This is a genomic window from Pseudoalteromonas sp. SIMBA_162 (genome assembly GCF_046535955.1).
Taxonomy (GTDB): Bacteria; Pseudomonadota; Gammaproteobacteria; order Enterobacterales; family Alteromonadaceae; genus Pseudoalteromonas; species Pseudoalteromonas marina.
Window position 1 is genome coordinate 58,660 of the sequence record NZ_JAWJBQ010000019.1, and the last position, 14,015, is coordinate 72,674.

Below are 14,015 nucleotides of genomic sequence, written 5' to 3' on the forward strand. Positions count from 1 at the left end.
TTTAAACTCTAAAAAAACCCGCACATGTTGCGGGTTTTTTATTGATTAAAATTTTTTCTAGCTTCTGTGAAATCTATAGTTAGCATATATTTTAAGCATAAAAAAAGGAGCGCTAAGCGCTCCTTTTTAGTGTGATGGTACGGTTAATTAAACCTTCTAATTAACTTTGCTTTGAGGGTTTTGATTTTTAGCTTACGAACACGATGAAAACGTTGTACTGGCATTGTTGTTAATTGCTCTGCGGGTAGTACTGGCAAAGCTTCAGGGTATTGCCCTTTGCTTGGTACTGATACTGTTTGTAAATGTACTTTAAGTGCAGCGAGTGTTTTGCTGTTATCGACTTCACTAGGGCATATAAATATACCTAGTTTTCTGAGCGCTACACCAAACTTAATACTACTCGAGTAACGAACAATGGGAGCTGCAAGTATCAGCCCTAGTAAAATAGGTGATAACCACCAGAAAAATACAGGGGTAAAGTAATAAGCAACCCCGCCCCAAACAACTGCAACTACGGTTGAAAATAGTGTATAGCCAAAGGCTTCTTTCCACGACACCATGCGGCCTTCTCGCGGTTGAGCATCCCACGTTACTTTTTTACCTAAAAATACACATACTACAAAGTAAGCATGAAAAACCATCATCAGCGGTGCCACAATAACGGCAAACAAAGTTTCAATAATTGAACCAGCTATGAGTTTAATTGACCCACCAAAACGCTTATTTCTGTGGACTAGGGTAACAATGACCCCCATTAACTTAGGCATTAATAAAATAATAATGGTTAAATAAAGTAATGAGTCAATTAAATCTGTTTTAGCTATTTGCCATGTAGGGAATAACTGATAAGCACGATTAAAATAGACATCACTGTTTAATGCGCGGGTAACTGCATCAATAGTACTTAATGCGAGCATTGATAGCCAAATAAGCGACGATATATATGCTGTGGCACCCAGTAAAAAATGAAACTTACTCATAAGCTTTAATTTATTTGATGACAATAAACCAAGGTGTTGAATATTGCCTTGTACCCAGCGCCTATCACGAATTGCGTAGTCTAATATATTGCTTGGAACTTCTTCATAGCTACCTTCAATTTCAGATAACAACAGTACATCCCAATCAGCTGAGTGAAGTAAAGAAGCCTCAACAAAGTCGTGGCTGAGAATTTCACCACCAAAAGGTGCATTCCCTTTTAATATTGGTAAACCACAACATTTAATAAAGGCATCGACCCTTATAATTGCGTTATGTCCCCAGTAGTTAGCTTGATCGGTTTGCCAAAAAGCAGAGCCAGTAGCTAGCATAGGGCTGTAGAGTACCGATGCGAATTGTAAAAAGCGACCAAAAAAAGTATCTTGGCGAACCGGAATAGGGATTGTCTGAATAAGACCTGCTTGTGGGTTATTTAGCATGCTAGTTGTTAACTCAAGCATACACTTGCCAGTCATTATACTGTCTGCATCGAGTACAATCATATGATCGTATTTACTACCCCAGCGTTCACAAAAATCCGTTAGGTTGCCTACTTTGCGGTGTTTATTGTCTTCACGGCGGCGATAAAAAATATGTTTGGCAGTATCTCCTAAGCGCTCGCACATTGCGTGCCATGCATTGAGTTCATTCTCGGCTATCTGCGGGTCTTGTGTATCGCTTAGTAAGTAAAAATCAAAGTGTTCGAGCTGTCCGGTCTCTTTAAGCGACGCAAGACTTACTTCAAAACCAGCAATTACACGGTGGGTGTCTTCGTTGTAAATAGGCATTACAACCGCTGTTTTTTGCTTAGCAATAGCTTGGGCGTGAATCGCGATTGGTTTTATGCGCTTTAAGGTAAGTGGATCGATACGAAATAGCTGTGATACAAACCCTATTGTGCCACTACAAAATGCCGTCACTATCCATGCAAATGTAATAGAAAATAAGACAAGCAGTGCATACTCAAGCAACGTCATGCCGTTTGAGTTAAGTATGTCGAACATGATTGATATGCCATAGCCTGATATGAATATAGCGGCAATTGCAAAAAGCCATACACGAGCTGTTTTAAATGGCATAGGTGTTCCTTTGTTTTGCTTACTTGATGTCATTTGGATACCAAACATAGCTCCATACCTCACTAATGTCTTTGTCACGTAGTTTTAACGATAAGCGCATATCGACGGGTTTGTCGTCTTGTGGTGCAATTTTAAAAGCAACACGCCAGCCGTACCCTTCTGGTAACTTTTGAACGGATACATCACTTACTTCACCCGTAGTAAGCTGAATATCTGCATTTAACTTAAGTTGTTCAGAGAGAGCATTTAGAGCGGGGCCTGAAAAATCAACAGTGAATTGACGATGGCTTTGTGGTGGCGGGTTATCTTCACCGGGCAATGCTGCGCTGCCGATACGAGTACGCACTACATGTGCTTTTTCATGTTTGTTTAAACTGCTATTAAACGTACTCATTTTGTAGCTAAGTTTTAATGAATCACCTGCTTTGAAGGGGTTTTCTGGTACCCAGTAACTAACAATGTTGTCGTTTGTTTCGGTATCTGTTGGAATTTCTACTAGCTCAACACGGCCATTGCCCCATTCACCCTGAGGTTCAATCCACAGGCTTGGGCGATCATGGTAATGTGCTTCTATATCAAAATAGTTATTAAAGTCACGGTCGCGCTGCGCAAGCCCAAAACCTTTAGGGTTTTCGTACGCAAATGACGTAACACTCAGTTGCGATGGATTATTCAGTGGGCGCCATACCCACTTGTCATCCTGTGATTGAGTTAACAAGCCATCAGAGTCATGCACCTCAGGACGATAATCATCAAAAAATTTTGTGCTATTTTCACCATGATAAAACATGCTCGTTAGTGGTGCGATGCCTAACTTTTTCACGTCTTTACGGGCAAATATTTGCATGTCTATTTTAACGGTTGTGTTGGTAGTAGGGTCAATATTAAATTTATAAGCGCCAGATACTGATGGGCTATCAAGTAATGCAAACAGTACAATGCTAGTTTGTTCTGCTGTCGGTTTTACTAGCCAAAACTCTTTAAACATAGGGAACTCTTCGCCAGATGCAAGCGCTGTATCAATTGCTAATCCGCGAGCTGAAAGGCCATAAACTTGGTTTGGACCTACAACACGAAAATAAGAAGCACCTTGAAACACCATAATCTCATCTTTATAAGTATTAGTATTTAAAGGGTAGTGAAGCCTAAAACCTGCATGGCCAAGCTGTGTATTGGTTGTGCTTTTAGTTAACTCATCTTTTAGCGGTGTAGCCGTTCCATCGTAATTATAAAAGTCAGTATTAAAGGGAAGTCTGCTGTGTTTTGAGTCGCTATCAACAGTATTTATTGTCACCGGCGTTTTGTATAAAAAACCAGGATGAAATAGCTGTAATTCATACAAACCATCATCTTTCCAAACAGCTTGATCTTGCTTAAAACGAATGGAGCGGTAATCCTGATAATTAATGTTATTTAGTGCATCAAGTTCAATATTGTTTGGCGCCTTATAGTCTTCACTGGCTAATTTTTTTGCACGTGCGCTGATAACATCAAATAAACTACTTTGTGAAATAGAGGCTTTGGTGGTACTTGCTAATGCTTGGTTACTAACTGCAAATGTTGAAAGTGCAATAAATAAACCCAAAATCGATTTAGTATGAGACTGCCATCGTGTTGTTAATTTGATAAGTTGCTTCATTTTTTCTTCCTTTATGAAAACGGCTAGGTCACATTTAAAAGTGATTTTTTTACTTAATGGGTAAGCCTAAATTAATCTATGAATTTGATGTTAAGTACTGAAGTTACGAGGTTTGTAAAGTTACATTTAATAAAAAATGAACTACCTAACGCAAAAGATATTAAGGGGGGATAGCTGAAGCTTGTCTGAATTATTTTTACAGAGGAATAAAAAAAGCCGCGAATGCGGCTTTTTATTTCTTACTTTAAGCTAATTATTTCTTTTTAAAGCGACGCACTATAGAAAGTGGTGCTAAAAGAAGAGATAACCAAAGCAATGAGCCAGCATCGTTATCATCATCTGAACGCAAGTTATTTACCTTCACAGCAACTTTTTCAGCTTTTGATACATTACCAACGCTATCTTCAACTTGTACGGTAAACGTAATGCGGTTTTCAAATTCATAATCAATTTCACCAGCAACAATTAGCTGACCTTGATCATTAATTGACACACTATCGTTTTCAGACACGATAAATTTAACAACAGGTGAATCTTCAGGGTTAGGATCTGAGTAATCAAGCATGCCAATAACAGTACCTACAGCGCTGTTTTCATCAATAGAGAATACTTGATCTGGGGCAACCACAGGAGTTTGTTCTTCTGGTGTAAGCACAACTTCAGATTTGATATCAACAATCACAGGGTCATGATCAGACGCGCGGTATGCACTTTCTGAGTAAAGAGTAGACTGATGCCCTTCGCTCTTAAACTCTACATTGTAATCAAGCACGATAGGCTCATCGGCATTAATGTGCCAATCTTTAGCAGCCACTACTTTACTAAGTAAAGACTCAGTCGCCACTGCATGGTCAAGGCTACCAGCACGGCCTGAGAAGCTGTAAGAGTAAGCTAATGTATTACCATCAAGCTTAGCAACAACATTTTTGTAGCCTTTTTCGTCAAATTTGCGAATTGGATCTTCCATCGCGTAGGCGTTCATATCACCCACTAAGATAATATCTTCGTCGTCTACACCTGTTGGTTTGCTGTCTAACCAATCAGCAAATGCGCTTGCACCTTCTGTACGGATTTCATTCCAACATGCTTGACCATCGTTTTGATCTTCATTAGCGCCACTTGCACTACGACAACCGCCTTTTGATTTTAAATGCGCAACTGCAACAGTAAATACTTCTTGCGACTCTAACGATTTAAAGCTTTGTGCGATAGGTGTACGGTTGCTGAAATCAAATGGTGCTGCGGTAGTAATAGCAGCAGACCCTACTTCTTCAACTTTGTTTGCGCGGTAAATAAGTGCTGTTGTTATTGCGTCAGTACCTACTTGGTTAACATTAAAGTCTACAAAAGCATATTCGTTAGCACTGTCAGCATCATTTAGTGCGTTTACTAAACTTGCAATTGCACTAAACTCACCAAAGCCATCGTTTTCAATTTCCATTAAACCGACAACGTCAGCTTGCATTGCGCTAATTGCACTTACTAACTTAGCTTCTTGGCGAACAAATTCTTCAAGTGAGTCAGCGCCGCGGCTAGTTGGGAAACCAGCGCCTTGGCCGTCACCGTTGAAGTAGTTTAGAACGTTAAAGCTTGCAACACGTATGTCTGCTTCAGGATTTAGTTCCGGTGCGTCTTCACGTGGATTAGTTGCAATAAATTGCGGTGCAACTGTTGGGTGAATACGATATGTGCTAAAGCTATACGCTAATGCACCTGTTACGCTGTTCACACTATCGCCTGTACGTAATGTGTTTTCTGCTGATAAACCTGGGGTCGGGTAAGCAGTAGGATCTGAGTTTTGAACAGTTGAACCGTCATCAACTAAGATTTTTTTAGTTAGGTTTTCTACTTCAACAGCGTTAGCTGCATCGCCAGGCATAGCAACTTGTGTGCCTTGGTATAAACGTTCTGTTGCAAGCTCAACTTCACCGTAACGGCCTAAACCAAAGTTATTTGTTACAACTAACTCTTGGTCTAAAGTAACCAGCATCCCTTCAAAGGCTTCTAAATCATCTTGGCTTGCTAAAGGTAAAGAAATTTTAGTGGCACTTACTGATTGACCCGTTGCACATACCGCAACTTGAACAACATCAGATATTTGCGTTGAATCGAAGTATTCATCAACTGTACCTTGAACGCGTACGTGATCGCCAACGTTTACATCTGTATCTGCAAAGTAAACAAATACACCTTCAGAAGTTAGTGGGTTTGTATCTTCATCAGCGGCAAGAGAAGTTACAAAGAAACCTTTAAGTTCATCATCGCCTTGGAAGTCGGCAGTAACAATACCTTCTAGTTCTACTAGTGTGTCAACGAGTGGGCTTTCGTTTCCTTCGCCTTGAATAGCACTAATTAGCGTTTTGTCTGCAGCACATACGATTGGATCAATTGGATCTGGTTCAGGCTCTGTTCCGCCACCATTACCCGCATGAGAACCGAGACCAGTAAACTCATTTTGATCGAACTGCGTCCATTCTTCGCTTGGATTAAAGTTTGCATCAGGAGTAACACGACCTGTCACTATTCCATCTTTGCGTCTTAATGTTTTGTTTGCAGTTTCTACCCCGCCCTCTGACCAAGATGAGCCAGGATCTACACCACGTTGGCCAAAGCTATCAATCACTGTATCTCCTAGCATTAATACGATAGCGTCATCACCATTAAAGCCGATACTGCTGCTTTGTAAATCAGAAAGGGCTGCTAAGTTGTCATTTGCACTTGTATGCGCAATTACATATGTTTTCTCAGCTGCCAGAGTTCCTTCAAGCGTAACTACTCCACTGGCTTCGGTTTTACCGTTAAAAAATACATTTAGAGTTACTTCATCTAGAGATACTTCAGAGGTACCGTTATTGTAGATTTCAATGGCTTTATTATTACTGCTACCTTCAACATACTCAGATATGATTAAGTTAGCGGACGCTGGTGCACTAAGACCTGCTAGTACAAGCGCCAGTGGCGTTATTTTTGTTTTAAACATTTTTTTATTATTCCCGTGTATTTAAATCCCAAAATGGGACACCAGTTTAGAGAATCTAAATGACAAAAATAATACAATTATGTTAATGAATGTAAACAAAAGGCGGTTTTACCGCCTTTTTATCAATTACTTACTTTTTAGTGAGGTATTGCGCGGCTTGCTTAGCGAAATAGGTTAATATGCCATCAGCACCTGCGCGCTTAAAAGCGAGTAAAGACTCCATAATTGTGGCTTCTTCGCTCAGCCAACCGTTATCAATCGCTGCTTTGTGCATTGCATATTCGCCACTGACCTGATATGCGAAAGTAGGTACACCAAATTCGTCTTTAACGCGGCGCACAATATCAAGGTAGGGCATACCGGGTTTAACCATCACCATGTCGGCACCTTCTTGTAAATCAAGCGCGACTTCTCTAATTGCTTCATCTGAGTTGGCAGGATCCATTTGATAGGTTTTTTTGTCGGCCCCTTTTAAGTTACCTGCAGAGCCAACAGCGTCTCTAAAAGGCCCGTAGTAGCTAGAAGCATATTTAGCTGAATAAGCCATAATACGTGTATGGATATGGCCATCTGCTTCAAGTGCTTCGCGAATAGCGCCAATACGACCATCCATCATGTCAGATGGCGCAACTACATCTGCGCCTGCCTCGGCGTGCGAAAGCGCCTGCTTAACAAGAATTTCAGTGGTTATGTCATTAATTACATAACCTTTATCATCAATAATGCCGTCTTGACCGTGAGTAGTAAATGGGTCAAGGGCTACATCGGTAATAACCCCAAGCTTAGGAAAAGCTTCTTTTAAAGCGCGCACAGTACGTTGTGCTAAGCCATCTTCATTAAAGGCTTCTTCAGCCATCAGGGATTTTTTGTCACCAGGAGTTACCGGAAAAATAGCCACGGCAGGTACACCTAAATCTACAAGCTCTTTTGCTTCTTCAAGCAAAAAATCAATCGATAAACGTTCAATTCCAGGCATAGATTCGATGACTTCTCGGCGATTTTTACCTTCTAGTACAAAAACAGGGTAAATAAGGTCATTTACGCTAAGGTGGTTTTCGGCCATTAGACGACGAGAAAAGTCATCGCGGCGCATTCTGCGCATACGAGTATATGGGAAAAGGTCTAGTCCAGATTGGGCCATATTACTATGCTCCTATTGTATAGTTTCAAAATTAACAACTTGGTTACGACCTTGTTGTTTAGCGCTATAAAGTGCTTTATCTGCGCATTCCGTGAATAACTCAGGGGTATTTATATCATCAGCGATAAATGTATAGACACCGGCACTAATCGTAAATTTAATCTCAGCACCTGCAACAATGACTGGGTTTTGGTATATATGTAGTCGTATTTGTTCTGCTATATCAAAAGCGCCTTGGTTTGCAGTGTTAGGGAGTAAAATTACAAACTCCTCACCGCCATAGCGAGCGACCTCATCCAGCGGTCGTTTCAAAAAGCGTTTGATAATATCAGCAGTTGCTTTTATAACGTTATCACCGCTTAAGTGTCCGTAGGTATCGTTAATTGTTTTAAAGTGATCGATATCAATCATAATAATACTTAGCGGTGTTTGCTCTCTTCGTGAACGACGAAGTTCCATTACCAGTTTCTTATCAAAAAAGCGGCGGTTTTTAGCGCCTGTTAGCGCATCTTCTGTATTTAGCTGTTCAAGCTCTCTGTTTTTTTCTTCAAGTTCTCTAAGTGTTACTTGTAGCTCAAACGTGCGCTCATCTACTTGTGATTCAAGTTCGTACTGAGCTTCTTCTTGAAGTGCGAGTCGCTCTTTTAACAGTGTATCTTGAGCCGTACTTTCTGCAATCACAGTTTGTTGTTCGATTATCTGCTCATCTCGTTCAGTTATAAATTGCTTCATAACTGCATAACACAAGCAAAATGTACAACTAAAAAAGAACACCGATACAATGACCAACCCCATCGTTTCAAAGGTGTACCATCCCATCACGGTTATAATAAAATAAACCGTTACTGCATTAAAAAAGCCTAAAGCTAGTAATAATGCATTTATAGATTTTGAAGGGTGGGAGCGAGTAGATAAGTAGGTTGTTAAAAAGTACAGACTTAAAACAAGAGGGGTTAATATTAGGCAATATGCAGTGACCAACCAGTTAGGAAGTAGCCAAATAAATAATAGAGAGACAGCAAGCAATTTTGTTATTAACTTTTGCACACGTATAATTTTTTGAGCGTGAGGCTTGCACATTTGTTGTTGAAGAGGGAAAAACAATAGCGCGATTAAAATAAGTAATATTGGCATTATTACTTGTTGGATTGTGGGAGTATTTGGGTGCAAGTAACGAAATCCAAAGCCGCCAAGGTACGCTAAAAAAAGCCCTAGCGTGAAAGTGATCGCTCCCGCTAGTGCAAAATAGCGCTTTCGAGTAAATCCATACAAAAATATACAGCTTAATGCCAATGCTGCTAAAAAGCCGACCATTAATCCATAAACTAAGTTAAAACCCTCTTTTTGAGTTAAATAAACATCTTGTTGCCATAAACTGATAGGGATACGTAAACCTGATGGGTTACTAACTTTGAGAATAACCCGAGTGGAGGAGCTTGCTGGAAGCGTTAATTTAGTTAACAAAAACTCACTCTTGATAGTACGTTCGTCAAGTGAGAATGAATCACCTAGCCGCATTTCTGACAGTATTTGTGCATTTCTCAAGTGAAACAGCTGAACTTCATTTAAAAATGGATTGTCTATTAAAATTAATGGACTAAAGCGACTATTTAACGTGTTATTTATTTCAAACGTAACCCAAACAGGGCGGCTTTCTAGGCCAAAATTTAACAGTTTGGTGTTAACCGAATGCCATTGATTAGGCTCAAGTTGTAAAGCTGTTTCTATCGATGAAGGCTCAAAAGAATAAGTAAGATTTGTAACGATATGGGATGAAAAATCTGAATTTATTACTACGGTAGACGCAAAGCTTTTAAAAGTGAAAAGCACTATAAGTAGGCAAATAGCAGCCTTTAAACTGTTCATTAACGGGCTTCTAAACCAAAAACAGTATAAAAGTTATCTGTTGTTTGCTTAGCCACACTCTTGGCATCTATTTGATATAGCTCAGCAAGTGTTTGGCAGACATGCGTTAATAGTGCTGGCTCATTTCTTCGCGACTTAGGCTTTGGTTTAACTGTGCGTGGAATTAAAAAAGGCGCATCAGTTTCTATAAGTAAGCGGTTTAAGGGAATGCTTGGAACTAAAGCTTGCAATGCTTGTCCGCGTCTTTCATCACAAACCCACCCTGTGATACCAATGTATAGCCCTAATGCTAAATAGCTTTTGAGTGCGTTTTCGTCTCCTGTAAAGCAGTGAAGCACACCGCGAACATTGAACTCCGTAAGAATATTGATCATGTCATCACTCGCATCACGCTCATGCAAATAAACCGGTAAATTTAACTTTTCGGCTAGTGCAAGTTGGCGTCTCAATACGCTACGTTGAACATTTCGAGGCGAAAAATCACGGTTATAATCAAGCCCGCATTCACCAATAGCAACAACCTGAGGTTGAGTGGCAAGCAGTGTTAATTGGTCTTCTAATGAATCAGTTGCTGTTTTGGCATCATGTGGATGAATACCGGCGGTTGAAAACAAGTGATAGCTTTTAGCAAGTGCTAAAGATTGCTCACTTGATGAGATGTCGCAACCAATAAGCAGCATTTTTTCGACACCCGCGCTTTGAGCACGGGAGATGATATCTGAATGCTCACCATCAAACTGATGGTTTGCTAAGTTAACGCCAGCATCAACCAGTGTGTAAGGCATTACTTAGTTCGTTTAACGCGAATAGAACGGTTTTGACCATCTTTTCGTAATAAAAATGAGTTAAATGCACCGCGGGTAATGGTTACAGCATCAGACTTTTTCAAACGCATGCTATCAGAACCAACTTGGCGCCATTTTTGGTTGTTATCCAAAGTGATGATCAGCTCGCCATAGGGGGCTTTGTCAACAGATGTTACCGCTGCTTTTATTTCACTGTCTTTTTCTGCTCGGTCTTTTTTGTGCTCTAAACCAAAGTCATCCTTTGGCGTTTCAACTGCAACAACAGGGACATTGGTGGCTGTTGTTGGCGCTTTAACTTTTTGGGTTACTGTTGATTGTGTAAGTGGTTTACCCGCCATTGTATTGTCGTAACACAAGAGGCGGTTGAAGTCATTTTCGATAAAGCTACACGCTTTTAGCGCTTGAGTATTAATGTCTGATTGCGCAGAAAATGCAGGTGCGCTCAATATAACCATTAGTGAGAGTATTTGTTTTTTCATTTTATTCCTCAACTTCTTCTCGTGGTTTAGCAGTGTAAAACTTCGCTAAAATTAAACCTAATTCAAACAAAAGCAACATCGGAAATGCTAATAATGTCTGCGATAAAACATCGGGCGGCGTTAAAAACATCGCCACAACAAAAACACCCACCACAATATAAGGGCGCTTTTCTTTTAAGCTCGTTGTTGTCGTTGCACCACTCCAGCACAAAAGCATAATAGCAACTGGAATTTCAAATGCGACGCCAAACGCAAAAAACAGCTTTAATACAAACCCTAAATAACTACTTATATCTGGCGCTAGGGTCATCATTTCAGGCCCCGTATTGGTAAAAAAACCTAAAATAATGGGTAGCACTACAAAATAGCAAAATGCGATACCGCCATAAAATAGTAAAATACTGGAAGCAAGAATAGGCATCAGCATTTTCTTTTCATGCTGATATAATCCCGGCGCTATGAACCCCCAAATTTGATGCAATATCCAAGGTATAGACGCAAATAATGCAACAAATAAAGTCAGCTTAAATGGGGCAAAGAAGGGGGCAGTGACATCGGTTGCAATCATGGTTGCAGTGCTTGGCAAATGAGAGACTAACGGCTGTGCAACAAACGCGTATATATCGTTTGCAAAATACACTATTGCAATAAAAATAACTAAAATACTCAACAGTGATTTTATAAGCCTGTCACGCAGCTCTATTAAATGAGCTACAAACCCCGATTTTACTTCCTCAACCATTTTTATTTATACCATTTAGTAAGTTGACCATAGAAAGGTAAATTAAATTCACTTTTTTTCATCAATTTGTTGGTTCGGTTCTGATTCTTGTGGCTGTTTTTTATAGCTGTGAGTTACTGATTCTGCAGCCTGTTTTAGCTCACTTAATGAGCTTTGTAATTCAGGGCTTAAGTCTTGTAGGTTTTGTTGCTCAGCTTTTTTTAGGTTTTCGTGGAGCTCGTGTACGCGCAATTCTTCACTCACTTCAGCTTTAACTGAATTAGCTAGAGATTTAACAGTTTTGATCCAGCGACTAACCGTTCTTATTGCAACGGGTAAACGTTCAGGCCCTAATACAACAAGCCCTACAATAAAAACAACAACTAGCTCCCACATGCCCATGTTAATTAAGCCTTATCGGTGTCTTTTGTTTTTTCAGTATCAGTCGTCGTTTTTTGTGACGTTTGAATTTGTTCAGGGGAGTCTGTTTCAGTTGGTTTTTCATCCGACATTGCTTTTTTAAACCCCTTAACAGCACCGCCTAAGTCACCCCCCATTCCGCGTAATTTTTTAGTACCAAAAAGAAGTACAATGATTGCCAAAACAATCAATAATTGCCAAATACTAATGCCGCCCAATCCCATGGTTCTCTCCAAATAATAAAATGATTAAATGTATATTTTAAATACTAATTATACGCCCTAAACCGTAAATAGCACTTTGTTTATGTGTGTCGCCATGCCGCAATAAAACACGCGGCGGAACAGGTTGCTGTAACGCCCGCAGCAATTAAATCATGTTGCAAATAACACAGTGCAGACACTACCAAAGTAGCACTCCCCAACAAGCTAAGCACTAACGCTTTATGAGAAGCTGGCTTTACAACTGCGTGGGTGCGCACTGGGCGCTTTAAGTTTTGATAAATCAAGTCAGGTAGCTCAGGCATTTTTTCTGCCCAGAATGGTAGGTTTGCATACATTTGTTTTAAGACAGATAACGGCCCTACTTGTTCTTTAACCCACTGCTCTAAGAAGGGTTTAGCCGTTTTCCATAAATCTAGTTGAGGATAAAGCTGTCTTCCCAGCCCTTCAACATAGAGTAATGTTTTTTGAAGTAGCACCAATTGTGGTTGCACCTGCATATTAAATCGACGCGCGGTGTTAAATAAATTTACCAGTACATGCCCAAATGATATTTCAGCAAGTGGCTTATTAAAAATAGGTTCGCAAACAGTGCGAATAGCAAATTCAAACTCTTCGATACTGGTATCTTCAGGAACCCAGCCAGAGTCAACATGCAGTTGGGCTACTTGACGATAGTCGCGATTAAAAAAGGCAATAAAGTTTTCTGCTAAATAGCGCTTATCTTCTTTACTTAAGGTACCAACAATACCGCAATCAATACCAATATATTTAGGGTTTTCAGGATGCTCGCGAGATACAAAAATATTACCGGGATGCATGTCTGCATGAAAAAAACTATCTCTGAATACTTGTGTAAAAAACACTTCTACGCCACGTTCTGCAAGCAGTTTCATATTTGTATTTTGCGCTATTAACGACTCGGTGTCTGACACGGGTATACCGTAAATACGCTCCATCACTAGCACGTTGTTTCGGCTGTAATCACTGTAAACAGTAGGGATATAGAGCGCATCTGAATCATCAAAATTACGTTTTAATTGAATGCCATTGGCACCTTCACGCATTAGGTCTAATTCATCAAGCAGTGTTTTTTTATACTCTTTTACTACTTCAACAGGGCGCAAACGTTTTGATTCGTTATGAACATTAGCAAGCACCTGAGCAAGCTTTTCCATTAATGCTAAGTCTGCATTTATTTGTTCATGGATGTTTGGGCGAATTACTTTAATGACAACATCGTGCTCAATATTATCGTTGTCAACTAGTGTTGCAGTATGCACTTGCGCTATTGATGCAGATGCCAATGGCGTTTGTGAAAATTCACTAAACAGCTCGCTAATGTCATTAATCTCGAGTGCATTCTCTATAATTTTTTGTGCCAATTCACCTTCAAAAGGCTGCACTTGGTCTTGCAAAAAGGCAAGCTCTTGCGCGATATCGTGAGGAAGTAGATCGCGACGTGTTGACAGCATTTGGCCAAATTTAATCCATACAGGCCCTAGCTCTTGTAATGCTAAACGTAAGCGCAGTCCTGCAGGTTTTTCTTTATGCTGATTTCGTAGCCAAAATAAACACCCTCTGGCAATTTTTGCAAACCAAGGGGTTTTACTTTTAGGCACTAATTCGTCTAAACCATAGCTAAGTAATGTTTTAGTGATGTAATACAATCGTGAAGAAGACAC

General features: G+C 40.0%; 11 protein-coding genes. All 11 read right to left on the reverse strand.

Features of this window, described 5'->3' with window-relative positions; genetic code table 11:
- Positions 1-143: 143 nt before the first annotated feature.
- A complete protein-coding gene (gene mdoH, locus R0J88_RS14440; RefSeq protein ID WP_410900236.1) occupies positions 144-2,105 on the reverse strand; it encodes a glucans biosynthesis glucosyltransferase MdoH in 1,962 nt (653 codons plus the stop codon).
- On the reverse strand, positions 2,077-3,696 hold the full coding sequence (locus R0J88_RS14445; RefSeq protein WP_410900237.1) for a glucan biosynthesis protein: 1,620 nt from the start codon (positions 3,694-3,696) through the stop codon (positions 2,077-2,079). The genes mdoH and R0J88_RS14445 overlap by 29 nt, the downstream gene beginning before the upstream one ends.
- A 253-nt stretch (positions 3,697-3,949) precedes the next feature.
- On the reverse strand, positions 3,950-6,676 hold the full coding sequence (locus R0J88_RS14450) for an ExeM/NucH family extracellular endonuclease (protein WP_410900238.1): 2,727 nt from the start codon (positions 6,674-6,676) through the stop codon (positions 3,950-3,952).
- 130 nt (positions 6,677-6,806) lie between these two features.
- Positions 6,807-7,817: a porphobilinogen synthase gene (gene hemB / locus R0J88_RS14455; RefSeq protein ID WP_410900239.1), complete on the reverse strand. Its 1,011-nt coding sequence runs from the start codon at positions 7,815-7,817 to the stop codon at positions 6,807-6,809.
- A 12-nt stretch (positions 7,818-7,829) separates the two neighbouring features.
- The gene (locus R0J88_RS14460; protein ID WP_410900240.1) at positions 7,830-9,683 is read right to left on the reverse strand and encodes a diguanylate cyclase; all 1,854 of its coding nucleotides are present in this window, start codon (positions 9,681-9,683) and stop codon (positions 7,830-7,832) included.
- A complete protein-coding gene (locus R0J88_RS14465) occupies positions 9,683-10,468 on the reverse strand; it encodes a TatD family hydrolase (protein ID WP_410900241.1) in 786 nt (261 codons plus the stop codon). The genes R0J88_RS14460 and R0J88_RS14465 overlap by 1 nt, the downstream gene beginning before the upstream one ends.
- Positions 10,468-10,968 carry a hypothetical protein gene (locus R0J88_RS14470; protein WP_410900242.1) on the reverse strand — a complete coding sequence of 167 codons (501 nt, stop codon included), beginning with the start codon at positions 10,966-10,968 and terminating at the stop codon, positions 10,468-10,470. The genes R0J88_RS14465 and R0J88_RS14470 overlap by 1 nt, the downstream gene beginning before the upstream one ends.
- 1 nt (position 10,969) lies before the next feature.
- Positions 10,970-11,710 (reverse strand): twin-arginine translocase subunit TatC, encoded by a 741-nt coding sequence (gene tatC, locus R0J88_RS14475; RefSeq protein WP_006793859.1) that lies wholly within the window; start codon positions 11,708-11,710, stop codon positions 10,970-10,972.
- Positions 11,711-11,758: 48 nt separating this feature from the next.
- Positions 11,759-12,091 (reverse strand): Sec-independent protein translocase protein TatB, encoded by a 333-nt coding sequence (tatB, locus tag R0J88_RS14480; RefSeq protein ID WP_006793860.1) that lies wholly within the window; start codon positions 12,089-12,091, stop codon positions 11,759-11,761.
- A gap of 5 nt (positions 12,092-12,096) precedes the next feature.
- Complete coding sequence (gene tatA, locus R0J88_RS14485; RefSeq protein ID WP_008127151.1) at positions 12,097-12,333, reverse strand: Sec-independent protein translocase subunit TatA; 237 nt, start codon at positions 12,331-12,333, stop codon at positions 12,097-12,099.
- A gap of 80 nt (positions 12,334-12,413) precedes the next feature.
- Positions 12,414-14,015: a ubiquinone biosynthesis regulatory protein kinase UbiB gene (ubiB, locus tag R0J88_RS14490; protein ID WP_410900243.1), complete on the reverse strand. Its 1,602-nt coding sequence runs from the start codon at positions 14,013-14,015 to the stop codon at positions 12,414-12,416.

Bases quoted from the DNA above. Each gene is read 5' to 3' on its own strand.
- mdoH (WP_410900236.1), bottom strand. From the start codon at position 2,105: ATGTTTGGTATCCAAATGACATCAAGTAAGCAAAACAAAGGAACACCT.
- R0J88_RS14445 (WP_410900237.1), bottom strand. From the start codon at position 3,696: ATGAAGCAACTTATCAAATTAACAACACGATGGCAGTCTCATACTAAA.
- R0J88_RS14450 (WP_410900238.1), bottom strand. From the start codon at position 6,676: ATGTTTAAAACAAAAATAACGCCACTGGCGCTTGTACTAGCAGGTCTT.
- hemB (WP_410900239.1), bottom strand. From the start codon at position 7,817: ATGGCCCAATCTGGACTAGACCTTTTCCCATATACTCGTATGCGCAGA.
- R0J88_RS14460 (WP_410900240.1), bottom strand. From the start codon at position 9,683: ATGAACAGTTTAAAGGCTGCTATTTGCCTACTTATAGTGCTTTTCACT.
- R0J88_RS14465 (WP_410900241.1), bottom strand. From the start codon at position 10,468: ATGCCTTACACACTGGTTGATGCTGGCGTTAACTTAGCAAACCATCAG.
- R0J88_RS14470 (WP_410900242.1), bottom strand. From the start codon at position 10,968: ATGAAAAAACAAATACTCTCACTAATGGTTATATTGAGCGCACCTGCA.
- tatC (WP_006793859.1), bottom strand. From the start codon at position 11,710: ATGGTTGAGGAAGTAAAATCGGGGTTTGTAGCTCATTTAATAGAGCTG.
- tatB (WP_006793860.1), bottom strand. From the start codon at position 12,091: ATGGGCATGTGGGAGCTAGTTGTTGTTTTTATTGTAGGGCTTGTTGTA.
- tatA (WP_008127151.1), bottom strand. From the start codon at position 12,333: ATGGGATTGGGCGGCATTAGTATTTGGCAATTATTGATTGTTTTGGCA.